The sequence below is a fragment of the Microvirga mediterraneensis genome (assembly GCF_013520865.1).
GTDB lineage: Bacteria > Pseudomonadota > Alphaproteobacteria > Rhizobiales > Beijerinckiaceae > Microvirga > Microvirga mediterraneensis.
The window spans coordinates 3,603,951-3,629,373 of sequence record NZ_JACDXJ010000001.1 but is presented as its reverse complement, the minus strand read 5'-3'; the positions used below and the strand labels follow the sequence as shown (position 1 = coordinate 3,629,373).

Below are 25,423 nucleotides of genomic sequence, written 5' to 3'. Positions count from 1 at the left end.
GCCGGGGGGGAAGGGGGGGGCGGGTCAGGAATTCAGCGCTTTCCCGCCTGCGAGCGCAATTTCGGGGTCTCGGTGCACGGGGCCGCGCTGAACAGCGAATTGACGGTCGCCGCCTTGCTCCGGACCATCTCGGGAACTTTCGGACTTCTGACGAGGGAAGCCGTCGCCTTGAGGATGGCCCTATCGCATTCGCAGGCGCTGCGCCCGAGCTTCTCGTAGCAGAGATCGTGAGCCCGGCAGGCGGCGTCCAGGGCGTCGATGGGAGCGGCCCGGTTCGAATCGCCCGCGCCGCACCAGTTGCCGTGAAACAGCGGCGGCGCCGGTCTGACCAGGGTGGCTGCGGGGGCCGCAAGGGCAGGGCTCGCCAGGACCGGAATCAGGCAAAGACGCAGCGCAAGGGAACGCAATAGGGGCACTCGATACTCCAGACAGCGGCGAGGATTGGGACGATATGACTTCGGTGGGGCAGGAAATAAGAGACAGCGATGGGTCTGAGTTCCCCTCAGGAGAATACTCACCACGCCACGTGTGCTGCCGCACGGAAACATAACCTTATCCATAGTTCACATCGTCTCGTTCCGGCGGCTCCCCTTGAGGCATCTGGTCCGACACTTCGGATTTGGGGCGCCGTCGGAAGACTTTGTTGAACATCAAGGGGAGCTGACATGCGTCTTGCTATCATTCTTGGAACGGCGGCCTTGGTCCTGGCGGGCTGCCAGACGGCCGAGCAATCCATGGCCAACGCCGATTCCGTGTGCATGGAATCGGGCCTGAAGCCCGGCACGAAAACCTTCGAGCGCTGCCGGAACGCGAACTACCGCAACAACGTCGCCCAATCGAACGCGGCCGCTAGCCAGGTGGCCGTCGGCACGGCAGTCGGCGTCGTCGGCGGCGCCGCCCTTGGGGCGGCTTCGGCGCGCCCGTACTACCATTGCGGCTGGGGCTGCTGGTAAGCGGCCGGGCCGCGACCAGGCGGGTGCCGCAGGGCCTCTCCGGGCTTTCCCGGAGAGGCTTTTTCACAGGGCGCTCCAGAACGGCAGGATCTCTCGACGGAGCTAGTCGCGGCATCGGTTTTGGCGGTATGGGAGATCGTCCTCATCCAAGCAGACCAAGCCGCAATGACCCGCCCGATCATCATCCTCGTGGAACCCCAACTCGCCGAGAACATCGGCATGGTGGCCAGGGCCATGGCCAATTTCGGCCTGTCGGAGCTGCGCCTCGTGTCGCCGCGCAACGGCTGGCCCAAGAAGGGCGCGCATTCGGCGGCTTCCGGCGCGACTCATGTCCTGGAAGGCGCGAAGCTCTTCGACACGGTTCGCGAAGCCATCGCGGACCTCAATTTCGTTTTCGCCACCACGGCCCGCGAGCGGGGGCAGATGAAGCGGGTCTTCGCGCCGGATGAAGCCATGAAGGAGGCGCAGGGACGCCTGGGGTCGGGGCAGGGGATCGGCATCCTGTTCGGGCGGGAGCGCACGGGGCTGGAGAACGACGAGGTGTCGCTGGCGGATGCGATCATCACCTTCCCGGTCGATCCGAAATTCTCCTCGCTCAACCTCGCGCAGGCGGTCCTGCTGGTCTCCTACGAATGGTACAAGCTTGCCACCGGCGGCGCGCTACCCTTCGAGGGCGGCCGCCAATCGCCCCCGGCGCCCCGCGAGATGGTGACGTCGTTCTTCGACTACATCGAGGCCGAACTCGAGGCGGTGAACTTCTATCCCGAGGACAAGAAGCCGACCATGACCCGCAACATGCGGGACATCTTCCACCGGCTCGAAATGACCGAGCAGGAGGTGCGCACCCTGCGCGGGGCGATTCGGGCCCTCGCGGAAGGCAGACGCTTGAGAAAACCTTAATCTAATCGTGGCCTTATGATGATTGGGCCCTATCTGGCCGGTTGTGAAAAGAGTTCGAGACGACGATGCGCCGCTTCCTGCTGCCTGTTCTGCTCCTTGGCGCCTCCCTCGTTGCCCCGGCGGCTCTTGCGGCAACGCCGCCGCAACAGCCCGCACAGGGTGCGGGCGGGCGCGAGTACCCCTCGTCCGAGGTGGTGAAGCGGGCGCTCGGCACCGCCAGCAGCGGGACCTTCGTGTTTCATGGGAATGACGAGCCCTCCGGGCCGCGCCCCGTGGTGGTGTTCCTGCATTCCTGGGGAGCCGTGAACCCGGGTCTCTACGGCGGCTGGATCGATCACCTGGCCCGCAGGGGCAACCTGGTGCTCTTCCCACGCTTCCAGGAGGTGAACCGCTCCCGTCCGGCCGATGCCTCGAACCTGGCCGAAGACCTGATCCAGAGCGCCCTCGCGGAGCTGGCGGGCGATCCGAAGGCCAGGCCCGACAAGGAGCGGGTCGCCTTCATCGGCCATTCGGCGGGCGTGCCCATCGCGCTCAACCTGGCGGCCGGGGTGAGTTCGGGCAAGGTCCCGGCGCCGAAGCTGATCTTCGGCCTGATGCCGGGCGGCATCGCGTCGAACGAGAAGGAGCGCGGGATCCTCCTGCGCGATCTCTCGGCGGTCGATCCGGCCACCATGATCATCGCGATGAGCGGCGATAGGGACTATATCCCGAGCGATCGCGCATCCCGCCTGCTGCTCCAGCAGGCCAGTGCCGTTCCCTCGTCCCGCAAGCTGTTCATGCGGGCGGCTTCGGACGACCACGGCTATCCCGCGCTGACGGCGACTCTCGCATCGCCCGGGTCTCCTAAGGCCGAGTACGATGCTTCCGCCATCAAGCTGCCGCCCGATCCGCCACGCGATCCGAAGCAGAGAAGCACGTGGCGCTGGAGCGCCGACATGTCCCTCAGCGGGCCGCAGACCATCCTGACCCAGCAGCTCGGCACCAACGGCACGGACGCTCTCGACTTCCTCGCCTTCTGGAAGACCTTCGATCTTGCTTCCGATGCGGCCTTCTCCGGCAAGGAGGCTTCGGTTCTCCTGCGCGATCCCAAATTCGTCGACATGAGCACCTGGAGCGACGGCTGGCCCGTCAAGCGCCTCTCGGCCCAGGTGCCGAAGGGAGCGACGCCGGAGAGCAAGGACGAGCCGGCGCCGCGCCGCAAGCTGAACATGGCGCCTCCGGAAACCAAACAGGGATTATCAGACTTTCTGACCAAGTCGCGTTCGTAAGGGTTGGTTATGCGTGTCGATCTTCTGGCGGGGGCCACCTATAATCCCGCCGTCATGCCGTCTCCCGTTCCCACCATCCTCGTCTTCGATTCCGGTCTCGGCGGCCTCACGGTCTTTGCCGAGGTGCTGAAGGCTCGCCCCGATGCGCGCTACGTCTATGCGGCGGACGATGCGGGATTTCCCTACGGACGGTTGAGCGAGACGGTCCTGGCCGAGCGGGTCGTCGCCGTGATGGAGCGGCTGATCGGCCTGCACGATCCCGACATCGTGGTGATCGCCTGCAACACGGCTTCTACAATCGTCCTGCCGCATCTGCGCGGGCGGTTTTCCGTTCCCTTCGTCGGCACGGTCCCGGCGATCAAGCCCGCAGCTCGGACGACGCGATCCGGATACATCTCCATCCTCGCCACCCCCGGCACCGTGGCGCGGGACTACACGCGCGATCTCATCGAAACCTATGCGGCGGACTGCAAGGTCAACCTCGTCGGCTCGCGGCGCCTCGCGGGCTTCGCGGAGGCGGAGCTTGCGGGGACGCCCGTTCCGGATCAGGACCTGCTGGACGAGCTGCTGCCCTGCTTCATCGAAGGTTCGGGCGGAAGGACGGACGTGGTGGCCTTGGGCTGCACCCATTACCCGCTGCTGCTCCCGCGCTTCCAGGCCCTGGCGCCCTGGCCCGTGACCTGGATCGACCCGGCCCCGGCCATCGCCCGGCGGGTGATCCAGCTCATCGGCGGTCTTGTCCCCGGCCACGAGGCCGACGATAACGAAGCCATTGCGGTCTTCACGGACGGCGCCGGGATCGGTGCCCCCTTGCGGTCTGCGCTCCAGGCGCGGGGGCTGTCGCAGGTGGTCGTGGAACCCTGGCCGATGCGCCTCCCGGCGCCTTAACTCGGAATAAGATCCGACGCACGAAAGTGTGTAGGGCCTCGCCCTATCTCTCCTGGTGGCGCTTCCTAAATACGAAGCTCAGGTCCACGCGCGGGAGAGCTCCATGGTCGAGCCGAAGCCGACGTCGGGGCACAGGTCCCGAGGCCTCTTTGCCGTTTTTCTCGTTCTCGTCCTAGTCGGAGGGAGCTGGGGAGCTTGGCGTTGGTATGAGGCCCGAACGGCGCAAAGGGCGGCCGCAGCGCGGCCTGCCGCGCCTGCTCCCGTTCCGGTCCAGGCGGCACCGGTGGAAGCCGCCGACATCCCGATCTACCTGACGGGGCTCGGCTCGGTGCAGGCCCTGAACACGGTGACTGTCCAGAGCCGGGTCGACGGCCAGATCGAGAAGATCGCCTTCCAGGAAGGGCAGATGGTCAAGGCGGGCGACCTCCTGCTCCAGATCGACCCGCGCCCGTTCCAGGCCGCCCTGGACCAGGCCGTCGCGAAGAAGGCGCAGGACGAGGCGCAGCTCGTGAGCGCCAAGGCGGACCTCGAACGGACCCGTCAGCTCATCACCCGCGACTTCGCGTCCAAGCAGCAACTCGACGTTCAGCAGGCGAATGTGAGCTCGCTCAACGCCCAGATCCAAGCGGATCAGGCGGCCATCGACAATGCCACCACACAGTTGAGCTACACGACGATCCGTGCTCCGCTTTCTGGCCGCACGGGCCTGCGCCGGGTTGATCAGGGCAATATCGTCCATGCGGCCGATACGAATGGCATCGTACAGATTGCCCAGATCGAGCCGATTGCCGTCATCTTCACCGCCCCCGAGGCGGAATTGTCGGGCATCCTGAAAGCGCATGGCGAGGGGCCGCTCAAGGTCTTGACTCTGTCGTCGAACGGCAAGACACCCCTGGCCGAAGGCGAGCTCACCCTCGTGAACAACCAGGTCGACAGCGCCACGGGGACCGTGCGGCTCAAGGCGCAATTCGCCAACAAGGATCATAGCCTCTGGCCCGGAATGTCGGTGGATGCGCGCCTGCTCGTGCGCACATTGCAAGGAGTCGCGGCCGTGCCGAGCACGGCGGTCCAGAGAGGGCCGCAGGGCCTCTATGCCTATGTCGTCAAGCCCGACAACACAGTCGAGATGCGTCCGGTCAAGGTCGGGGTGATCACCGGCGACAAGGCGGTGATCGAGGATGGGCTGAACGTTGGGGAACGTGTCGTCACGGCGGGTCATTACCGCCTCCAGCCCGGGTCGCCCGTGCGGGTGACGAACGCTTCGGAAGCCCATGTCGCCGCCGGGGAGATCAAGTGAGATGAGCGTGGGGTTTCCAGGCGGCGTCTCGACACCGTTCATCCGCTATCCGGTGGCGACCACGCTGCTGATGATCGGGATCCTGTTCGCAGGGCTCGCGGCCTATCCGTTCCTGCCGGTTGCGCCGCTGCCCCAGATCGACTTCCCCACGATCCAGGTTTCCGCAACGCTGCCGGGCGCGAGCCCGCAGACCATGGCCTCGTCCGTGGCCCAGCCCCTCGAACGGCAGTTCGGGCAGATTCCGGGCGTGACGCAGATGTCGTCGGCGAGCGCCCTCGGCTCGACCTCGATCACGATTCAGTTCGATCTCGACCGGAACATCGACGCGGCTGCCCAGGACGTGCAATCGGCCATCAACGCCGCCAGCGGGCAGTTGCCGAAGAACCTGCCGAGTCCGCCGACCTACAGGAAGGTCAACCCGGCCGACACGCCGATCCTCATCGTCTCCGTGACCTCCGATGCCCTGCCGCTCACGGAGGTCAGCGACAATGCCGATACCAAGCTCGCTCAGCAGGTGAGCCAGATCTCGGGCGTGGCCCAGGTGGTGATCGGCGGGCAGCAGAAGCCGGCGATCAGGGTGCAGGTTGACCCCACGAAGCTCGTGAACAAGAACCTGTCCCTGGAGGACGTGCGTGCCAAGCTCGCCATCTCCACGGTCGATGCGCCCAAGGGCTCCATCGACGGCGAGACCCGCAGCTTCACCATCTATGCCAACGACCAACTGGTCCAGGCGGAGGAGTGGAACGACGTCGTCGTGGCCTATGCGGAGGGGGCTCCCATCCGGGTTCGGGACATCGGCCGGGCAGTGGCCGGCCCCGAGAACACCAAGCTGGCCGCCTGGGCAAACGGCAAGCGCGGGGTCTTCCTCATCGTCTTCAAGCAGCCCGGCGCCAACGTGATCGAGACCGTAGACCGGGTGAAGGCCCAGCTGCCCCGGCTCGAAGCCGCGATGCCGCCCGCCATCCGGATCGGGGTCCTGAGCGACCGGACCCAGACCATCCGGGCCTCCGTGGCCGATGTGCAGTTCACGCTGCTCATCACCATCGCCCTCGTGGTGTTCGTCATCTTCGTCTTCCTGCGGCGGCTCTGGGCGACGGTCATTCCGAGCGTCACGGTTCCCCTGGCCCTGCTCGGCACCTGCGGCTTGATGTATCTCGCGGGCTACAGTCTCGACAACCTGTCCCTCATGGCGCTGACGATCTCCGTAGGCTTCGTCGTGGACGACGCCATCGTCATGCTCGAAAACATCGTCCGTCACGTCGAGAGCGGCGAGACGCCCATGAACGCGGCCTACAAGGGGGCCGGGGAGATCGGCTTCACCATCCTGTCCATCAGCGTGTCCCTGGTCGCCGTCTTCATCCCGCTCCTGCTGATGGGCGGCATCATCGGTCGGCTCTTCCGCGAGTTCTCCATCGTCATGACCATGACGATCGCGGTCTCGGCCATCGTGTCGCTGACGCTGACGCCCATGATGGCATCCCGTCTCCTCAAGCCGCATGGGCCCGAGGAGAGGCACGGCCGGCTCTACCGCCGGCTCGAGGCGTCGTTCACCGCCATGGAGCGCGGCTACGAGCGGGGCCTCGACGCGGTCCTGCGCCACCGCTTCCTCACGCTCCTCGTGTTCTTCGCGACGCTCGCCGCGACGGTCGCGCTGTTCATGGCGATCCCGAAGGGCTTCTTCCCACAGCAGGATACGGGCTTTCTCGTCGGCACGTCCGAAGCCGCACAGGACATCTCGTTCAAGGACATGTACGAGCGCCAGCAGGCGCTCGGCGAAATCGTGGCGAACGACCCCGACGTCGCGACCTTCGCCATGTCGATCGGGGCGGGCAACGGCGCTTCGACCCTCAATACGGGCCGGTTCTATATCAGTCTCAAGCCCCGGTCGGAGCGCAGCGCATCCGCCACCGAGATCATCGCCCGCCTGCGGCCGCAAATCGACAAGGTGGAGGGCATCCGCCTCTTCCTTCAGGCCTCGCAGGACATCAATGTGGGCGGGCGCCAGGCGCGCACCCAGTACCAGTACACCCTCCAGGACGCGAACCTGGACGAGCTGAACGATTGGGCTCCGAGGATCCTGGAAAAGCTCCGTTCGCTGCCCGAACTGCGCGACGTTGCGACCGACCAGCAGGTGAGCGGCACGACCCTGACCCTGACGATCAACCGGGACCAGGCCTCGCGCTTCGGCTTCACGCCGCAGCAGATCGACGACACGCTCTACGACGCCTTCGGGCAACGACAGGTCACCCAGTACTTCACCCAGCTCAACAGTTACAACGTGGTCATGGAGGTCCTGCCGGAGCTGCAGGGCGACACGGAAACGCTCAGCAAGATCTACCTGAAGTCTCCGATGTCCGGACAGCAGGTCCCGCTTTCGACCTTCGCGAGCTGGACGACGCGCAAGATCGCGCCGCTCGCGATCAACCACCAGGGGCAGTTCCCGGCGATCACGATCAGCTTCAACCTCGCGCAGGGCACCGCCCTGGGAGAAGCGACCCAGGCCATCCAGCGGGCCGTGGCCTCGCTCAATCCGCCTGGGTCGCTCGCCGGGACGTTCCAAGGGAATGCGCAGGCCTTCCAGGCCTCGCTCGCGACGGTGCCGCTCCTCATCCTGGCGGCTCTCGTGGTCGTCTATCTGATCCTCGGCATTCTCTACGAGAGCTACATCCACCCCATCACGATCCTGTCGACGCTGCCCTCGGCGGGTCTCGGTGCCATTGTGACGCTCATGCTGTTCGGGTTCGATTTCAGCCTGATCGCCTTCATCGGGGTGATCCTGCTGATCGGCATCGTGAAGAAGAACGGCATCATGATGGTCGATTTCGCGATCAGCGCCGAGCGGGACGAGGGGCTTAGCCCCCGCGATGCGATCCGGAAGGCGGCGATCCTGCGGTTCCGCCCGATCATGATGACCACCATGGCGGCGCTTCTCGGCGGCGTGCCGCTCATGCTAGGACACGGCACGGGCTCGGAGATCCGCCAGCCCCTCGGCTACGCCATCGTGGGCGGCCTTTTGGTCAGCCAAGCCCTGACGCTGTTCACGACGCCGGTGGTCTATCTCTATCTCGACAGCCTGTCCCTGGCGGTCCGCTCCTGGTGGTCCGGCCGCCATCCCGAGGTCGAGGGGCGGCCTGAGCCGCGTGCCCAGGCAGCCGAATGAGGCGAGTTCCTTGACAGGTCGGCCCGTCTCGACTAAGGCAATTCCGTTCACGCGGTCCTTAACGGGGCCGCGTAACTTTTTACGCTCCCGTGGCCCGGTTCCGGCCGGCCTGTCGTCCCGTCCCTCGAGACGGTCCTTTGGACCTCCTCGGGCATGAAGGGAAGAGGAGGGCGCGTTCCTCGCAGATTCGACAACAAGAGGAACAGCGATGTCGAAGCGCATTCAGGCCAAGCACAAGCTTGACCGCCGCATGGGTCAGAATATCTGGGGCCGCCCGAAGAGCCCTGTGAACCGCCGCGAATACGGCCCCGGCCAGCACGGCCAGCGCCGCAAGGGCAAGATGTCTGACTTCGGCACGCAGCTGCGCGCCAAGCAGAAGCTCAAGGGCTATTACGCGAACATCACCGAGAAGCAGTTCCGCCGCTACTACGCGGAGGCGATCCGCCTGAAGGGCGACTCGGGTGAGAACCTGGTCGGCCTGCTCGAGCGTCGTCTCGACGCGGTTGTGTACCGCGCGAAGTTCGTCGCCACCCCGTTCGCCGCCCGTCAGTTCGTGAACCACGGTCACGTGAAGGTCAACGGCCGCCGCGTGAACATCCCGAGCTATCAGGTGAAGGCCGGCGATGTGATCGAGGTGAAGGACAAGTCGAAGCAGCTCGAGGTCGTCGTCGTGGCGTCCCAGCTCGCCGAGCGCGACGTTCCGGACTACATCGAGGTCGATCATTCCAAGATGACGGCCCGCGTGACGCGCATCCCGACCCTGTCGGAAGTGCCGTACCCGGTCCAGATGGAACCGAACCTCGTGATCGAGTTCTATTCGCGCTAATCCGCGAAGAGCCGGTTTCGAAAATGAAGAAGGCCGCCCGAGGGCGGCCTTTTTTATTGTTTGGGTTTTTGCATCCCTCACGCAGAACCGGTTCTCGCCTTTGCGTTCGATGCATTACTGCTGCTGGGCCGGGCCGCGTGGGCCATGGTCCATCATCATCCCGGCGCGTCGGCCGTGATGCCCGTCGCGATCGCCCCGTCCGCGACGCTCGCCCCAGCCCCCGTTGATGGCTTCGCGCATGAGACGCGGGGCGATCCGCTTCTGGTCCTCGCTGAAGCTGTCCCAGAGCGGGCGAAGGGCCTTGGTCAGCGCGGCGGAGCGCTGGGCGCTTTCGTTCAGCATCGTGCTGCGCTGCTCGAGGCGCTGCATCATGTCCATGGACCGGCGCTGGTCGCGGTTCTCACGAAACTGCTGCATGCGGGTATAGCGCTCGGAGGCCGAGGTCCGGATCGCGGTTTCCACCGGACCCCACAGGCGCTCCTGATCGGCGGACAGTTTCAGGCCGGCCTTGATCGAGGCGACGCGGGCATCCACGAGCCGGTTGTAATCGTCCTGGCTCATGCGGGGACGACGGTTCTGCTGGCCCTGGTCCTGGGAGGCCGCCGGCGCATTCGGGGCCGGCGTCTGCTGCTGTGCGAACGCGTAAGTCCCGGAGCCTGCCAGCAGGGCGGCCAGAGCGACGGTTGCAAGGGTCTTCATGAATATCCTCCGTTGTGGCGATAGGACAAGATTGCTCCGATCCTGCTCTCACCCAGGGGACCGCCGCATGAACTTTTCGTCATGTGGACAAGGTTTGGAGGAAACGAACGGGCTTCAGAGCCGCTTCAGGAACCCGGCGAAGCGCATCAGGCCTTCCGGCCAGGGGCCGTGGCCGCTTTCCGTGTTCAGATGGCCGGCATCACCCGCGTCGACGATGGCCGAGCCCCAGGCATAAGCGATGTCTTCCGCCTTGGCGTAGTCGCAATGCGGGTCGGTCCGGCTGGCGACGAGGACCGACGGGAAGGGGAACGGCTCGCGCGGGATCGGCGCGAAGGCCCGGTCGATGGCCGGGATGAAGTCGGGCCGCCCCACGTCCGGCAGGCTGACTAGGAAGGCGCCCTTCGCCTTGCCGCCCGCGGGCCGGGGCGCCGCATGGGCGATGGCCAACACGCCCCGGCTGTGCCCGACGAGCACGACCGGCCTCTCGGCGCGCTCCACGTCGCGCACGATGCGCTCGACCCAGGCGTCCTTGTTGGGAGCGTCCCAGTTCTCCTGCTCGACGCGCCACGCGGTCGAGAGCTGGCGCTCCCATCGGCTCTGCCAGTGGTCGTCGCCGGAATTGGTGTGGCCGGGAACGATGAGGATTTCGCAATCGGAGGTTTTCATGAGCCGGAGATAAAGACCCGCGGAGGCAGGTTCAAGCGCTCCGCTTCAACTCCCTGTTCTGCTCGGCCTCCTTGAGCACGGCCTCCCGTTCGGCGATGTAGTTGCGGGTGAGGGGGACCACGTCGTTGCGGCGGGCGAGCTGGAGCTGGAAAACCACGGCGTCCTGCCAGCGGAAGGCGGATTCGGACATGGCGAGGTAGCATTCCCACATCCGGCAGAAGCGTTCGTCATAGAGCCGCAACACCTCGTCGCGATGGGCCATGAAGCGCTCGCGCCAGGCTTTCAACGTATAGGCGTAGTGCAGCCTAAGGACCTCGATATCGGCCACCACAAGCCCCGCGCGCTCGATGGCGGGCATCATCTCCGACAGGACGGGCAGGTGCCCGCCGGGGAAGATGTATTTCGTGATCCAGGGATTGGTCGGGTAGGGCGTGCCCGTTCGTCCGATGGTGTGGAGCAGCATGACGCCGTCCGGCTTCAGGAGGCTCCGGCAGGCTTGGAAATATGCATCGTAGGAGGCCACGCCCACATGCTCGAACATGCCGACCGAGACGATCCGGTCGAAGGAGCCCCTCGTGTCGCGGTAGTCCTGAAGCTCGAACCGCACCCGGTCCTGAAGGCAGGCCGTGGCGGAGCGCTTGCGCGAAGCCTCCAGCTGCTCCTCGGAGAGGGTGATGCCCTTGACCGTCGCGGCTCCCGCTACTTGGGCCAGATAGAGCCCCATGCCGCCCCAACCGGAGCCGATATCGAGCACGCTATGGCCCGGATCGACCAGCAGCTTGGCCGCGATGTGCCGCTTCTTGGCCATCTGCGCCTCTTCGAGGCTCGCGTCGGGGTGGTCGAAATAGGCGCAGGAATACTGGCGGTCGCTGTCGAGGAAGAGGGAGTAGAGCCTGCCGTCCAGGTCGTAGTGGTGGGCGACGTTGCGCTTCGAGCGGATCGCATCGTTCTCGGCCCGGCGCATCATCCAGGCGCGGATCTTGCGCAGGCGATGGAGAGGAAGTTCGTCCAGCTCCCCATGGGTGTCCTGGAGGAGGAGCTGGAGCAGGTCGAGGATATTGCCCTTCTCGATGATGAGGCGGCCGTCGACGAACAATTCGCCGAGCTTCAGCTCCGGGTGTAGGCAGAGGGCCATCTGGGCCGCGGCGTCCGTGAACCGGATCGAGACCTGCGGCTCGGCCCCGTCGCCGAAGGTGAACCGCCTGCCCCTGGCCGTCGTCATTTCCAGGGTGCCGTGTTTCACGGCGCGCGTGAACGCAAGATCGAGAAGCTTCTCCGACAGCATGGCAACAATCCCCGCCGTTGGTCTCCTGACAGGGGATTGTTGCTCACTCTGGAAAAATTTCCACCCCCCGAGCTATGCGCCTCCTGCGCCGAAGACCCGCGCGAAGATCGTATCCACATGCTTGAAGTGGTAGCCGAGGTCGAAGCAGGCCGCGATCTCGTCAGCCGACAGGTACTTCGTCACATCGGCATCGTTCTTCAGGAGGGTCAGGAAGTCGCCTTCACCGCGCCAGACCGGCATGGCGTTGCGCTGGACGAGCCGATAGGCGTCCTCACGGGATGCGCCCTTCTGGGTGAGCGCCAGGAGAACCCGCTGCGAATGGACGAGGCCGCCGAGACGGTCCAGGTTCTTCTGCATGTTCTCCGGGTAGACCACGAGCTTGTCGATGACGTTGGTCAGGCGGGCGAGGGCGAAGTCCAGGGTCACGGTGGCGTCGGGGCCGATCATGCGCTCGACGGACGAGTGGGAGATGTCACGCTCGTGCCAGAGCGCCACGTTCTCCATGGCCGGCATGGCATAGGCGCGGACCATGCGGGCAAGGCCTGTCAGGTTCTCGGTGAGCACCGGATTGCGCTTGTGCGGCATCGCGGAGGAGCCCTTCTGGCCGGCCGAGAAGAACTCTTCCGCCTCCAGGACCTCGCTCCGCTGCAGGTGGCGCACTTCCGTGGCCAGGCGCTCGATGGAGGACGCGATGACGCCGAGCGTGGCGAAATACATGGCGTGCCGGTCGCGGGGGATGACCTGGGTCGAGACGGGCTCCACCTGGAGGCCCATCTGCTCGGCCACGTATTCCTCGACGCTCGGGTCGATATTGGCGAAGGTGCCGACCGCGCCCGAGATGGCGCAGGTGGAAATCTCCCGCCGCGCCTCGATCAGGCGCACCTTGCAGCGCTCGAACTCCGCATAGGCCTGGGCCAGCTTGAGGCCGAAGGTGGTGGGCTCGGCATGGATGCCGTGCGAGCGGCCGATGGTCGGCGTCATCTTATGCTCGAAGGCACGGCGCTTGATGGCCGCGAGCAGCTCGTCGAGGTCGCGCAGCAGAAGGTCGGACGCGCGGGCGAGCTGCACGTTGAAGGTCGTGTCCAGCACGTCCGAGGAGGTCATGCCCTGATGGACGAAGCGGGCCTCGGGACCGACGATCTCGGCCAGATGGGTCAGGAACGCGATGACGTCGTGCTTGACCTCGCGCTCGATGGCGTCGATCCGCTCCACATCGAAGGTGGCCTTGGAGCCCTTCTCCCAGACAGTCTCCGCGGCTTCCTTCGGCACGACGCCGAGATTGGCGAGCGCCGTCGTGGCGTGGGCCTCGATCTCGAACCAGATGCGGAACTTGGTTTCCGGCGACCAGATGGCCACCATCTCGGGACGGCTGTAACGGGGGATCATGGCTTTCCACTTCCACGCGGGTGATGTGCCCGCGCGGTAGCACGATAGCCCTTTGATCTCAACGCGCCTTTGCGGCCGCTTCGCGAATGGCCGCCATGTTGGCCCCGTAAGCCGACGGGCCGCCCTTGAAGGTGGCGGAGCCGGCGACGAGCACATTGGCCCCGGCCTCGGCCACGAGCGGCGCGGTCTCGGGCGTCACGCCGCCGTCGATCTCGATATCGATGTCGCGGTCGCCGACCATCTCCTTGATCCGGCGCAGCTTGTGGCAAACCGACGGGATGAAGGCCTGCCCGCCGAAGCCAGGATTGACGGTCATCAGGAGGATCAGGTCGACCTCGTCGATCACGGGCTCGATGGAGCCTTCATGGGTGCCGGGATTGAGGACGATGCCGGCCTTCTTGCCGAGCTTGCGGATGGTCTGGAGCGAGCGGTGCAGATGCGGCCCGGCTTCCGCGTGAATGCTGATGATGTCGGCGCCCGCCTTGGCGAAGGCCTCGAGGTAGGGATCGACCGGAGCAATCATCAGGTGGACGTCGAAGGGCTTGGACGTGTGAGGGCGCAGGGCCTTCACCACATCGGGCCCGATGGTGATGTTCGGCACGAAATGCCCGTCCATCACGTCGATATGGATCCAGTCCGCGCCGGCGGAGTCGATGGCGCGGATTTCCTCTCCGAGCTTCGAGAAGTCGGAGGCGAGGATGGAGGGGGCGATGAGGAGCGGGCGTGTCATGCCGCGCCGGTAGCACGAGCCTTTCCCCGCCGCAACGGGACATTGAGCCACCGGCGCATGGTCCCAGAACCAATTGAAGACCACTTGGCTGGGGAGAGGTCCGTTTGCGACAGGAAAGTCATGGACGGCGTTCCGTCAACGGGAGTAAAGATGGCCACGTCACAAGGATACGGGTTCGCTTCTCGACCGAAGCGGCTTTAATGGGGCAGGGTCTTCATGCGTAAGGATGTGGTTGTTCTTGGGGCCGGCATCGTCGGCGTGTCGATTGCCGTGCACCTGCAGAAGCGTGGGCGGTCGGTTCTCCTTGTGGACAAGCGCAAGCCCGGCGAGGAGACCTCCTTCGGCAATGCCGGCCTGATTCAACGCGAAGGCGTCTATCCTTACGGCTTCCCGCACGATTTCGGCGCCCTGCTGCGCTATGCCCTGAACAACACCATCGACGCCCACTACCATTGGGCGGCGATCCCGAAGCTCGCGCCGTTCCTGTGGCAGTACTGGATGCATTCCCGTCCCGCCCAGCACAAGGCGATCGCCCGGATGTACGCGCCGCTCATCGAGCGCAGCGTCACCGAACATATGGCCCTTGCGGAGGAATCCGGCTCCACGCACCTGATCCGCCCGACCGGCTGGATGAAGGTATTCCGCGACGAGAAGAGCCGCGACGAGCAGTTCAAGGATGCGGAAGACGTCAAGCGCGATTTCGGCGTCAATTTCGATGCGCTCGACACTCGGGCCGTCGCTGAGCGCGAGCCGCATCTCAAGGTCGAGACGAAGGGCGGCATTCATTGGACCGATCCGGCTTCCGTGTCCGATCCGCACATGCTGACCATGGGTTATGTCGGGCTGTTCGAACGCCTCGGCGGCGAGCTCGCGGCGGGTGATGCCCGGTCGTTGGAACAGACGCCGACCGGCTGGCGCGTCCAGACGGAGAAGGGACCGGTCGAGGCCGGAGAGGTCGTCATCGCCCTGGGCGCCTGGGCCGACGTGGTGACGACGAAGCTCGGCTACAACCTGCCGCTCGCGGTCAAGCGCGGCTACCATATGCATTACAAGCCCGTGGGCAATGCGGTGCTCAACCGGCCGACGCTCGATTTCGACCGGGGCTATTTCCTCGCCCCGATGACGAAGGGCATCCGCCTGACGACGGGGGCCGAGTTCGCCAATCGCGATGCGCCGAAGACGCCGGTCCAGCTTCAGCGGGCCGAGCCCATCGCCCGTGACTTCTTCCCCCTGGGCGAGCGGGTCGATCCCGAGCCCTGGATGGGCATGCGCCCGTGCACCCCGGACATGATGCCGATCATCGGCCCGGCGCCCAAGCACAAAAATCTCTGGTTCGGCTTCGGCCACGCCCATCACGGCCTGACCCTCGGCCCGGTGACGGGGCGGCTCCTGGCCGAGATGATCACCGGCGAGACGCCCGTGGTCGATCCCAAGCCGTACCGGGCGGACCGGTTCTAGGCTCGCGGGAACCGATCCTTCCACGCCGGCTGCGCGCCCGGATAGGGCAAGGCCGTTGCCTCATAGACGCCGCGCGCGATGGCGCGGGTCAGCGCGTCGGCGGCAAGAGCCGTGAGTTCCGTGAACTCCGCCGCCTCCTCCGTGAGCGGCCTTCGGCCCGTGGCGGCGGCGAAGATGGTGTCGCCGTCGAAAAGGGCGTGAGAGAAGCGCAGGGCCCGGGCGAGACCCGCGTGGGACGCAATGGCGAGGCGCTTCGTCTGAGCCTTCGTGAGGGCCGCATCGGTCGCGACGAGCGCAATGGTCGTGGCCGGCTGCGGGCCGCCCTTCCAGATGAGCCTGCGTTTCTCCGCATCGACGCGCTCGGGATGCCCGTATCCGCCGAATTCCTCGCCTTCTTCCAGGGCGCCGGCCCAGAAATGGGGGCCATTGCCGATGACCGCCGAGGCGATGCTGTTCACCACCACGAGCGCCCCGATCATGTGTCCGGCGGAGGTGATGGCACTGGCCGAGCCGAGGCCTCCCTTGAAATTCGCCGTCGTGGCGCCGTATCCGCCACCGGCCGTGCCGAGCGCGAAGTCCGGGCCGGCCTGGCGGGCCGCCTCGTAGCCGAGCTCCCGATAGGGCGGGTAACGGCCCCAATCCTTGTCGCCGCCGTTGATGAGATCGAAGATGCACGCCTGTGGGACCAGCGGGACGAGCGCATCCCGGACGGCAAAGCCGATCCCCTGTTCCCGCAGATAGGCCTGGACTCCGCTGGCCGCATCGAGGCCGAAGGCGGAGCCGCCGGAAAGCACGACCCCGTGGATGCCGGGCGCCATCTTGTCCGGGTCGAGCAGATCGGTCTCTCGGGTGGCCGGTGCCCCGCCCATGACGAAGGCCGAGGCGACGGTCGGCTCATCGAAGAGCGCGACGGTCACGCCGGAGCCGAGGGCGGAATCTTGGGAGTTGCCGATGCGAAGGCCAGGGACGTCGGTGATGAGGTTGCGGCGCTGTGTCATGGGGGTGAAGCAAACCGAAAAACAGCGGTCTTCACAAGCTGGAGAACCGGCCTTTCACCGCCTTTCTCAAGTCGCCGCGACAGGATAGAAGGCTTCCATGCTCAGTGTTTCCTATCCGGCCGCGGCGCTCGGCGGCCTCATCAGCTTTTTGAGTCCCTGCGTCCTGCCGCTGGTGCCGCCGTACCTGTCGTTTCTCGCCGGCACCACCTTCGACCGGCTGAGCGCGGGCGACGACCGCGCCGTCCGGCAGCGGGCGATGCTGGCGGCTCTGCTGTTCGTGGCTGGCTTCTCGACCGTCTTCGTGCTGCTCGGCGCCACCGCTTCGGCCCTGGGGCAGGCGATCCGCCAATATCTCGATGTCCTGAGCACGGTGGCGGGCATCGCCATCATCGTGATGGGCCTGCATTTCCTCGGGATCTTCCGCATCGGCCTGTTCTACCGCGAGGCCCGGTTCCAGGTGGCGAGGCCGGTGGGGCTCTGGGGCGCCTACGTGATGGGCCTTGCCTTCGCCTTCGGCTGGACGCCCTGTATCGGCCCGGTCCTGGCCGCGATCCTGACGGTTGCCGGCTCGGAGGACAGCGTGTCCTACGGTGCCCTCCTGCTCGCCGCCTATTCGGCCGGCCTCGGCATCCCGTTCCTGCTCGCCGCCTTCGCCATGAAGCCGTTCGTGGCGCTCCTGAAGCGCATGCGCTCGCGTTTCGCCATGATCGAGAAGATCATGGGCGTCCTCCTCGTCCTCACAGGCATCGCCTTCCTCACCGGCTGGATCAGCAACATGTCGTTCTGGCTCCTGGAGACATTCCCGGCGCTGGGGACTTTGGGGTAGGCCCCCACAGGAATCGGGTCGTCCAGAGACATCCTGTTTGGCAATGAGGTGATCTCACACGGAGATCACCCATGTCCTTCCAAATCCGCGGCCTCGACGCCGAGCCTTTCGCGCCGCTTTTCGAGTTGAATGAGGCCGACCTCAGGGCCATCGGCGCCCAGAGGGTTCATGCCGTCGAAGCCGATGCGTATCCGTGCCGTGTGTCCCTGACCCGGGTCGCGGTCGGGGAGGAGCTTCTGCTGCTCAACCATGCCCACCAGACGATGGCGACATCGCCCTATCGCGCGGCGGGGCCGATCTTCGTCAGCCGAACCGCCAGGACGGGGCTGTATCGGGGCGAATTGCCGCCGATGATGCGGGACCGGCTCCTGTCCCTGCGGGCCTATGATGCGGATGCTTTCATCGTCGACGCGGAAGTGGCCGAGGGCGATGACGTTCTCCAGGTGATCGGGCGGTTCTTCGCCGATCCCCGGGTCGCGCATATCGATGCCCATTTCGCCCGGCGCGGCTGCTTCGCGGCCCGGATCGAACGGGCCTGATCAATCCGCGGTCCGCACCATGTGCCCGGCGGTTCTCAGGGCCGCCGCCGCCTTGTCCGCGTCGCCTGCCTTCACCAGCACGTAATCGGTGCTGAAGGTGGAGGTGGCGAAAATGCCGATTCCGGCGCCTGCCAGCGGCGCGAGTACGGAGGCCAGGATTCCCGGGACGCTGAAATCGAAGCTCTGCTCGATCCGGAAGCAGCGCCAACCGGAATCGATCTCGGCTCCCGGCGGAGCTTGGTCGAGCAGGCAGACGAGCGTGGTTTCCTCGGCCGCCTGGACGAGCAGCGAGAACGAACCGGGCGCAGGAGCCGCCACCGGTGTCCCGACTGGGAAACGGCAGATGGCGTAGGGGCCACTGAGCAGGGACAGGCTGAGAGTGGGCATGATCACCAATTTCTGCGGGTGGCCAATAGGATCACTTCGCTCGTCATCACCGGCCTCGTGCCGGTGATCTCGATTGGAGGAGCGCTGAGTTTCATTGTATCGGGATGGCCGGCACAAGGCCGGCCATGACGTAGAGAGTTCATAGCGTCTCGCTTGATCATGGATCCCCTTCCCGAGCCTTCGGTTCGCCGGGGATGATAGCGGGGCGCCTCTCCGTATCGGGATGGCCGGGATAATTCACTATCCATAAGAAAACCCGCCCTGTCGCCAGGGCGGGTTTCCGAATGTCGGCTATCGGGCCGATGGATTACATGGACATCTCGTTGCCCGTGTAGTCGATCTTGCCGTCGGCGCCCTTCTTCCAGACATACATGACGTAGTCCGGACGGGTGATGTCGCCCTTCTTGTCGAAGGAGAGATCGCCGATGACGGTCTTGAAGGGCTTGCCGGCCTTCATGACGTCGGCAACCTTCTTGCCGTCGAAGCTGCCGGCCTGCTTGGCGGCCTCGGCCAGGATCTGGGCGGCCGCATAGCTGTAGAGCGTGTAGGCTTCAGGCTCGTAGTTCTTGGCCTTGAACTTGGCCACCACGTCCTTGGCGTTCGGGTTCTTGCGCGGATCCGGCGAGAAGGTCATCAGGGTGCCTTCGGCGCCCGGGCCGGCGATCGAGACGAACTCGGCCGACACGATGCCGTCACCCGACATGAGCGGGGCGTTCAGGCCCTGGTCGCGCATCTGGCGGATGATGAGGCCGGCTTCCGTATGGAGACCACCGAAATAGACCACGTCCACGCCGGCCTGCTTCAGCTTCGACACGAGAGCGGAGTAGTCCTTCTCGCCCGGGTTCACGCCTTCATAGACGACTTCCTTCAGACCCTTGGAGTTCATGGTCTTCTGGGTCTCGTCGGCAAGGCCCTTTCCATAGGGGGTCTTGTCGTGGATGACGGCGACCTTCTTGCCCTTGAACTTGTCGGCCAGGTAGCTGCCGGCAACGAGGCCCTGCTGGTCGTCGCGGCCGCAGGTGCGGAAGGTGTTCCACATGCCGCGCTCGGTGTACTGCGGGTTCGTCGAGGCCGGCGAAACCTGGACGATGCCGGCTTCCTCGTAGACCGAGGAGGCGGGGATCGAAACGCCGGAGTTGAAGTGGCCGACGACGAACTTCACGCCCTCGGCCGCGAACTTGTTCGCCACCGACACGCCCTGCTTCGGATCGGACACGTCGTCGCCGACGACAACCACGAGCTTCTGCCCGTTGATGCCGCCAGCGGCATTGATGTCTTCGACAGCCTGCTCGACGCCGTTCTTCAGCTGGGCGCCGAAGGCCGCGTTCGGGCCGGTGATGGGGCCAGCGACGCCGATCTTGATCTGGGCGCTGGCGGCGCTGGAGAAGGCGAGGCCAAGACCAAGCGCCACGCCGGTCAACAGCAGTTTTTTCATGAGGTCACTCCTCTGGGTGGTTTTATAGGCCCCCCTTCCTTTGGGGGCCGGTTTGACGGTAGATCCGTCATCCAAGGTAACATCATGCTGTTTTTTAAGCGGATGTCACCTGGGAATTTTGAAGGCCGGAGCATCGGGCCCAAAAGTGGAAACCACTTTTGGGATCAATCCGATGCACTTGCTTCTTAAAGCGGCGCGTCGTTTGGCGCGGAAGGCTGATCCACCTTTCCGCACGCTGCGCTTAGCCCTTGGCGGCAGACGCCTTTTCCCGCCAGGAGAAAGGGCCGGTCCGCTCGTAGAGCCAGCGGTACTGGGTGGTCATCATGCGGGCGCGGCGGTACTGGAAACCCAGCGCCCCGATGATCAGCAGCACGATGGTGTCGACGGCATAATAATGGACCGACAGCAGCGTGCCTCCGAACAGGGCGAAGTGGATGAAGCGCACCGCGGCGCCGAGGATGAACAGGTAGACGATCAGGGTCCAGAACGGACGCCAGGTCAGGGCGATGGCCCGCCCGGTCATCCAGGCCGCCCAGCCGCCCATGATCACGGTGATGAGAAGGAAGAGCCAGATCGAAGGCTCTTCGTAAAGGATGCCCTGCATCAGTGATGCCCCCCTTCGAGATAGGCTGCCCGGACTTGCGGGTTCTCGAGCAGCTCCTTACCGGTGCCGCTCATGGTGATGTTGCCCGTCACCATCACGTAGCCGCGATGGGCCAGCTTGAGGGCATGGTAGGCGTTCTGCTCCACGAGGAAGACCGTCATGCCGTCCTTCTGGTTCAGCTCCTTGATGATCTCGAAGATCTGCTTCACGATCAGGGGCGCCAGACCGAGCGACGGCTCGTCCAGGAGGAGGAGCTTCGGGCGGCTCATGAGCGCCCGGGCGATGGCCAGCATCTGCTGCTCGCCGCCCGACAGGGTGCCGCCGCGCTGCTGCAGGCGTTCCTTCAGGCGCGGAAACAGGGTGCAGACCCGTTCCAGATCCTGGTCGAAATGCGCCATGTTGTGCAGGGACGCTCCCATCTGCAGGTTCTCGAACACCGTCATGCGCGGGAAGATGCGCCGGCCTTCGGGAGACTGGGCGATCGACATGCGGGCGATCTCGTGGGTGGCCATCTTGGTGATGTCCTGGCCCGCATAGGTGATCTTGCCCTCGCGAGCGCGCGGGTTGCCGAAGATCGTCATCATCAGGGTGGACTTGCCCGCCCCGTTGGCGCCGATCAGCGTGACGATCTCGCCTTCATGGACATCCATGTCGACGCCCTTGAGGGCGATGATGTTGCCGTAATAGGTCTTTACGCCGCGGACGCTGAGAAGCGGCTGCCGGCCCGCGTCGATGGCGGCTTGTTGAATGCTCGTTGCAGCGGTCATGCGCCGATCTCCGCTTCGACCTTTTCCACTTCCTCGTCGGCCACGCCCAGATAGGCGGCGATGACCTTGGGATCGTTCCTGACATCGGCGGGGGCGCCGTCCGAGATCTTGGTGCCGTAATCGAGCACCACCACGTGGTCCGAGATCTGCATCACGACCGACATGTCGTGCTCGATCAGGAGGATCGACGTGCCGTTGTCCTTGCGGATCGACAGGAGCAGCTCATTGAGCTCCAGGGACTCGCGCGGGTTGAGGCCGGCCGCCGGCTCGTCGAGACAGAGCAGGAGCGGGTCCGTGCACATGGCGCGGGCGATCTCCAGGCGACGCTGGTCGCCGTAGGGCAGGTCGCCGGCCGGATCGTCCGCCCGATGGATCAGGCGGGCCTTCTCCAGCCAGTACTTGGCCTTCTCGATGGCCTCCTTCTCGGCCTTGCGGTAGCCGCCGATCCCGAGAATGCCCAGGAAGGTGAAGCCCGAGGCGATCATGAGCGGGTTGTGCTGGGCCACCAGCAGGTTCTCGAGCACGGTCATGCCGGAGAACAGGCGGATGTTCTGAAAGGTGCGGGCGACCTTGCCCTTCCAGTTGATGTCGTAGCCCGGCAGCCGCTCCAGGAGCAGGTGCGAACCGTCGGGCTTGCGAAGGGCGACCATGCCCTCCGACGGCTTGTAGAAGCCGGTGATGCAGTTGAAGACCGTGGTCTTGCCCGCTCCGTTGGGACCGATGAGGGCGGTGATGTCGCCGCGCCCGGCCTGGAAGGAGAGGTTGTTGATGGCGACGAGGCCGCCGAAGCGCATCGTGAGATGCTGTACGTCGAGGATGGGATCCTGCAGCCAGCGCATTAGCCGTGTCCTTCCTTCACGAGCGAGCCGGAAATGGCCTTGCGCTCTTTCAAGATCACCGAGGGTTCACGTTCCGAGATCAGGCCGCGCGGACGCCAGACCATCATCGCCACCATGCCGGCGCCGAAGAGCAGCAGGCGATACTCGTTCGGGTCGAATCCCGATCCGAAGATGGCCTGGAGGAAGGTCAGGTTGCGCAGGATCTCGGGGCCGCCGACCAGCACGATGGCCGCGATGGCGACGCCGATCTGCGAACCCATGCCGCCGAGCACCACGATGGCCAGGATGATCGCCGATTCCAGGAAGTTGAAGCTTTCCGGGGAGACGAAGCCCTGGCGGACCGCGAAGAACGAGCCGGCGAAGCCGCCGAACATGGCGCCGATGGCGAAGGCCGTCAGCTTGGTGTTCGTGGTGTTGATGCCGAGCGACCGGCAGGCAATCTCATCCTCTCGCAGGGCCTCCCAGGCGCGTCCCACGGGCAGCTTGCGCAGGCGCATGGTCACGAAGTTGGTGATCAGTGCCAGCACCAGGATCAGGTAGTAGAGGAAGATGATCCGGTGCATGCCGTTGAATTCGAGCCCGAAGGTCTGCGCGAAGCCGCCTTCGCCCGCCGTAAACGGGATGCCGAAGAAGGTCGCGCGCGGAATCGACGAGATGCCGGCGCCGCCGTTGGTCAGGTCCACCCAGTTGATGAGGACGAGGCGGACGATCTCGCCGAAGGCAAGGGTCACGATGGCGAGGTAATCGCCGCGCAGGCGCAGCACCGGGAAGCCGAGGATCATGCCCCAGAAGGCCGCCAGGATGCCGGCCAGCGGCAGGCAGATCCAGAACGACAGGCCGAAGGTGGTCGAGAGCAGGGCGTAGGAATAGGCCCCGACCGCGTAGAACGCGACGTAGCCCAGGTCGAGCAGGCCCGCGAGGCCCACCACGATGTTCAGGCCCCATCCGAGCATCACGTAGGTGAGGATCAGGATGCCCAGGTCGACCCAGTAGCGCGACTCGTTCAGGCCGCCCTGGATTAGGTAGATGATCACCGGGAAGCACAGGGCCACCCCGAGGAAGAAGGGAATGGCGAACCTGGAGACGTGCTGGAAGGCGCTCGGCTCCGCATGGACCGGCTCCGTCGCCTGATGGGCGCTGGGCGTCGCCTGGCGATAGGCCCTGGAGGCGGTGAAGGCGTGCAGCACGAGGCGCATGCCGAACACGATGGCGCAGATGACCGCAACCAGGCCCCATCGGGGGGTGAGGAAGAGGTCGGCGCCGGACTGGTCGGTCTTGTAGGCGAGGATCGGGATCGACAGGCCCAGCATGATGAGGGCCGTCTTCAGCGAATCCTTCAGGGCGGCGCCCAGGTCGAAGGTCCGCGTCGCGGCCTGGGTCTGGCCCGCGGTGGTGATGGAAGGAGCGTTCATGTTCTCAGGCCCCTTAAACCTTCTCGACCTCAGGCCGTCCGAGAATACCGGAGGGCATGAAGATCAACACGATGGCGAGGATCGAGAACGCGGCCACATCCTTGTACTCGATCGAGAAATAGGCCGACCAGAAGGTCTCGATGAGGCCGATGATCAGCCCGCCGAGGACCGCGCCCGGCAGGGAGCCGATGCCGCCCAGGACCGCTGCCGTGAAGGCCTTCACGCCCGGCACGAAGCCGTCGTTGAAGCTCACCACGCCATAATACAGCAGATACATGGTGCCAGCGACGGCCGCGAGCGACGCGCCGATCACGAAGGTGAGGGAGATCGTGCGGTCCACGTTGATGCCGAGAAGGGCGGCCATCTTGCGGTCCTGCTCACAGGCGCGCTGGGCGCGGCCGAGCGAGGTCTTCTGGACGACGTACCAGAAGATCGAGAGCAGCACGGCCGTCACGACCATGATGATGATCTGCTTGTAGGAGAGGGCGACGTTGTAGCCGCTCTCGCCCTGGAACAGCACGATCACGTCCTGCACCATCGGCGGGGTCGGCTTGTTGCGCGCGCCCTGGGCGACCTGGACGAAGTTGGACAGGAAGATCGAGACGCCGATGGCCGAGATCAGCGGCGCCAGGCGGAACGAGCCGCGCAGGGGCCGGTAGGCGATCCGCTCGATGGCCCAGCCCCATAGGGAGGTGAGCACCATCGCGATGATGAGGACGAAGAACAGCGCCAGCACCACCGACGAGATCCCGAGCCAGGTCGTCAGGATCAGGAAGAAGATCAGGGCGATGAAGGCGGAGAGCATGAAGACGTCGCCGTGGGCGAAGTTCACCATGCCGATGATGCCGAAGACCATCGTATAGCCGATGGCGATGAGGCCGTAGATCGACCCGAGAGTCAGCCCATTGATGAGCTGCTGCACAAAAATTTCCATGTCCTACCCTTGCCCCTCTGGAATGGGGTCATTCTTGGGAAACACTGCAGGAAAGCACGATGCCTGAGCAACGCCAAGCCTGTCGTAAGATGTTGTTTCTCTAGCAACCAGATTTTCGTTCGACAACTTTCTGTTAAGTTTCCTATTCCCGTCCATGATGGAATAAGCGGCGGGGGCTGATGCAATACTGTGCAAGTTCCGGTCTGCATACCGCTTCCAAAGGCTAAGGCCAGGAACCATATGGGGCCGAACGGCCTTGTGCTCTGCCCTGAAAGAGTGGAAGAGGCTCGTCTGGAACATCATGTCGAAGTCTCAAGCCTCTCCCGATTCCGCCGCCACAGGTGCCGCGAGCCCCGATGCCCTTCTCTTTAGGGAAGGCATGAGCCGGGTGACCGCTGCCGTTCACGTGGTCACGACCGACGGCGCGGCCGGGCGCGCGGGCTTTACGGCTACGGCCGTCACCACGGTGACGGACAGCCCGCCCTCGCTCCTGGTCTGCGTCAACACCACCTCGCGCTCGGCCCAAGCCTTGCTGGCCAACAAGGTTTTCTGCGTGAACACCCTGAGCGCCGAGGATCAGGCGCTCGCGGACATCTTTGCGGGGCGCACCGGTCTCCAGGGCCAGGAGCGCTTCACGGTTGGGGAATGGGAGAAGCTCGATACGGGCTCGCCCGCTCTGGCGACAAGCCTCGTCTCCTTCGATTGCCGCATCGCCGAGGCACGGATCATCGCGACCCACCACGTCATCATCGGCGAGATCGTCCGCATCCGGCTGGGCGAACGCAGGCCGACGCTCGTCTACCAGGGACGGCATTACCAAAGGCTCTGAAATCTGTGGACAAACGGAAAGGCCTCCTCACCCGCCGTCGCCGGCACATGAGGAGGCCTCCCGGTCCCGAAGGCCACAGGATGGCCTTCGACAGGGCAACGGGCGAGGCGCCGGAGGGTTTCAGCTCGGCTGCGATGAAATGCGGAAAAAGAAAAAGCCCTTCACGGGGGCTGTGAAGGGCTTTGAGGGTCTCGAAGACCTGGGGGCATATGGCCTTCGTGAGGGAATAATGCCGTTGCGGATGCTTGGTTCCACGATCAGGGGTCAAAAATCCAGCACGGGTCCCGTTCCTGGTCAGGCTTGGAACCTTCCCGTCCGTCCGCCCTTGAAAGCCAGG

At 65.2% G+C, this 25,423-nt stretch carries 24 protein-coding genes and 1 pseudogene; 11 read left to right on the top strand and 14 right to left on the bottom strand.

The window, feature by feature from the left end; all coding sequences use genetic code 11:
- Positions 1-32: 32 nt before the first annotated feature.
- Positions 33-416: a phospholipase A2 family protein gene (locus H0S73_RS17295; RefSeq protein WP_343058398.1), complete on the bottom strand. Its 384-nt coding sequence runs from the start codon at positions 414-416 to the stop codon at positions 33-35.
- Between the two features lie 249 nt (positions 417-665).
- On the opposite strand from H0S73_RS17295, the gene H0S73_RS17290 reads away from it, so the two are divergent.
- From H0S73_RS17290 to rpsD, 7 genes are all read left to right on the top strand, one after another.
- Positions 666-953: a hypothetical protein gene (locus H0S73_RS17290; RefSeq protein ID WP_181053304.1), complete on the top strand. Its 288-nt coding sequence runs from the start codon at positions 666-668 to the stop codon at positions 951-953.
- 165 nt (positions 954-1,118) lie between these two features.
- Positions 1,119-1,853, top strand: coding sequence for an RNA methyltransferase (locus H0S73_RS17285; RefSeq protein WP_181053303.1), 735 nt, complete (start codon positions 1,119-1,121; stop codon positions 1,851-1,853).
- 65 nt (positions 1,854-1,918) lie between these two features.
- Positions 1,919-3,121 (top strand): dienelactone hydrolase family protein, encoded by a 1,203-nt coding sequence (locus H0S73_RS17280; protein ID WP_246389027.1) that lies wholly within the window; start codon positions 1,919-1,921, stop codon positions 3,119-3,121.
- A 9-nt stretch (positions 3,122-3,130) separates the two neighbouring features.
- On the top strand, positions 3,131-4,009 hold the full coding sequence (murI, locus tag H0S73_RS17275; RefSeq protein ID WP_181053302.1) for a glutamate racemase: 879 nt from the start codon (positions 3,131-3,133) through the stop codon (positions 4,007-4,009).
- A 103-nt stretch (positions 4,010-4,112) separates the two neighbouring features.
- Positions 4,113-5,306 carry an efflux RND transporter periplasmic adaptor subunit gene (locus H0S73_RS17270; RefSeq protein WP_181053301.1) on the top strand — a complete coding sequence of 398 codons (1,194 nt, stop codon included), beginning with the start codon at positions 4,113-4,115 and terminating at the stop codon, positions 5,304-5,306.
- A 1-nt stretch (position 5,307) separates the two neighbouring features.
- A complete protein-coding gene (locus H0S73_RS17265) occupies positions 5,308-8,466 on the top strand; it encodes a multidrug efflux RND transporter permease subunit (protein WP_181053300.1) in 3,159 nt (1,052 codons plus the stop codon).
- A gap of 208 nt (positions 8,467-8,674) precedes the next feature.
- Positions 8,675-9,292: a 30S ribosomal protein S4 gene (rpsD, locus tag H0S73_RS17260; RefSeq protein WP_009494134.1), complete on the top strand. Its 618-nt coding sequence runs from the start codon at positions 8,675-8,677 to the stop codon at positions 9,290-9,292.
- A 114-nt stretch (positions 9,293-9,406) separates the two neighbouring features.
- Here the strand turns inward: rpsD and H0S73_RS17255 are convergent, their stop codons facing one another.
- From H0S73_RS17255 to rpe, 5 genes are all read right to left on the bottom strand, one after another.
- Positions 9,407-9,991, bottom strand: a complete 585-nt coding sequence (locus tag H0S73_RS17255) for a Spy/CpxP family protein refolding chaperone (RefSeq protein ID WP_181053299.1) — start codon at positions 9,989-9,991, stop codon at positions 9,407-9,409.
- 114 nt (positions 9,992-10,105) lie between these two features.
- Positions 10,106-10,657: an RBBP9/YdeN family alpha/beta hydrolase gene (locus H0S73_RS17250; RefSeq protein ID WP_181053298.1), complete on the bottom strand. Its 552-nt coding sequence runs from the start codon at positions 10,655-10,657 to the stop codon at positions 10,106-10,108.
- Positions 10,658-10,688: 31 nt separating this feature from the next.
- Entirely contained in the window at positions 10,689-11,942 is a 1,254-nt protein-coding gene (locus tag H0S73_RS17245) for a cyclopropane fatty acid synthase (RefSeq protein WP_181053297.1), read from the bottom strand.
- A 72-nt stretch (positions 11,943-12,014) separates the two neighbouring features.
- Positions 12,015-13,328: an adenylosuccinate lyase gene (gene purB, locus H0S73_RS17240; protein ID WP_181053296.1), complete on the bottom strand. Its 1,314-nt coding sequence runs from the start codon at positions 13,326-13,328 to the stop codon at positions 12,015-12,017.
- Between the two features lie 58 nt (positions 13,329-13,386).
- Complete coding sequence (gene rpe, locus H0S73_RS17235) at positions 13,387-14,058, bottom strand: ribulose-phosphate 3-epimerase (protein ID WP_181053295.1); 672 nt, start codon at positions 14,056-14,058, stop codon at positions 13,387-13,389.
- 216 nt (positions 14,059-14,274) lie between these two features.
- Here rpe and H0S73_RS17230 point away from each other — a divergent pair, with 216 nt between their 5' ends.
- Positions 14,275-15,516: an NAD(P)/FAD-dependent oxidoreductase gene (locus H0S73_RS17230; protein ID WP_181053294.1), complete on the top strand. Its 1,242-nt coding sequence runs from the start codon at positions 14,275-14,277 to the stop codon at positions 15,514-15,516.
- On the opposite strand, the gene H0S73_RS17225 is transcribed toward H0S73_RS17230, so the two are convergent.
- Positions 15,513-16,514, bottom strand: coding sequence for a P1 family peptidase (locus tag H0S73_RS17225; RefSeq protein WP_181053293.1), 1,002 nt, complete (start codon positions 16,512-16,514; stop codon positions 15,513-15,515). The genes H0S73_RS17230 and H0S73_RS17225 overlap by 4 nt on opposite strands.
- Before the next feature lie 97 nt (positions 16,515-16,611).
- Here H0S73_RS17225 and H0S73_RS17220 point away from each other — a divergent pair, with 97 nt between their 5' ends.
- Positions 16,612-17,340 (top strand): cytochrome c biogenesis CcdA family protein, encoded by a 729-nt coding sequence (locus H0S73_RS17220; protein WP_181053292.1) that lies wholly within the window; start codon positions 16,612-16,614, stop codon positions 17,338-17,340.
- A gap of 71 nt (positions 17,341-17,411) precedes the next feature.
- The gene (locus H0S73_RS17215) at positions 17,412-17,879 is read left to right on the top strand and encodes a DUF1203 domain-containing protein (RefSeq protein ID WP_181053291.1); all 468 of its coding nucleotides are present in this window, start codon (positions 17,412-17,414) and stop codon (positions 17,877-17,879) included.
- Here the strand turns inward: H0S73_RS17215 and H0S73_RS17210 are convergent, their stop codons facing one another.
- From H0S73_RS17210 to H0S73_RS17180, 7 genes and pseudogenes are all read right to left on the bottom strand, one after another.
- Positions 17,880-18,266, bottom strand: a complete 387-nt coding sequence (locus H0S73_RS17210) for an ACT domain-containing protein (protein WP_181053290.1) — start codon at positions 18,264-18,266, stop codon at positions 17,880-17,882.
- Between the two features lie 307 nt (positions 18,267-18,573).
- Positions 18,574-19,701, bottom strand: a complete 1,128-nt coding sequence (locus H0S73_RS17205) for a branched-chain amino acid ABC transporter substrate-binding protein (RefSeq protein WP_181053289.1) — start codon at positions 19,699-19,701, stop codon at positions 18,574-18,576.
- 241 nt (positions 19,702-19,942) lie between these two features.
- Positions 19,943-20,305 (bottom strand): DUF6867 family protein, encoded by a 363-nt coding sequence (locus H0S73_RS17200; RefSeq protein WP_181053288.1) that lies wholly within the window; start codon positions 20,303-20,305, stop codon positions 19,943-19,945.
- Positions 20,305-21,072: an ABC transporter ATP-binding protein gene (locus H0S73_RS17195; RefSeq protein ID WP_181053287.1), complete on the bottom strand. Its 768-nt coding sequence runs from the start codon at positions 21,070-21,072 to the stop codon at positions 20,305-20,307. Before H0S73_RS17195 ends, H0S73_RS17200 begins: the two co-directional genes overlap by 1 nt.
- Positions 21,073-21,098: 26 nt before the next feature.
- Positions 21,099-21,911: pseudogene (locus tag H0S73_RS17190) on the bottom strand (ABC transporter ATP-binding protein); the annotation flags it as partial.
- Positions 21,911-23,323 (bottom strand): high-affinity branched-chain amino acid ABC transporter permease LivM, encoded by a 1,413-nt coding sequence (gene livM / locus H0S73_RS17185; RefSeq protein WP_181053285.1) that lies wholly within the window; start codon positions 23,321-23,323, stop codon positions 21,911-21,913. The gene livM and the pseudogene H0S73_RS17190, both read right to left, overlap by 1 nt.
- A gap of 13 nt (positions 23,324-23,336) precedes the next feature.
- A complete protein-coding gene (locus tag H0S73_RS17180) occupies positions 23,337-24,257 on the bottom strand; it encodes a branched-chain amino acid ABC transporter permease (protein ID WP_181053284.1) in 921 nt (306 codons plus the stop codon).
- Positions 24,258-24,558: 301 nt separating this feature from the next.
- On the opposite strand from H0S73_RS17180, the gene H0S73_RS17175 reads away from it, so the two are divergent.
- On the top strand, positions 24,559-25,086 hold the full coding sequence (locus tag H0S73_RS17175; RefSeq protein WP_181053283.1) for a flavin reductase family protein: 528 nt from the start codon (positions 24,559-24,561) through the stop codon (positions 25,084-25,086).
- Positions 25,087-25,423 lie beyond the last annotated feature (337 nt).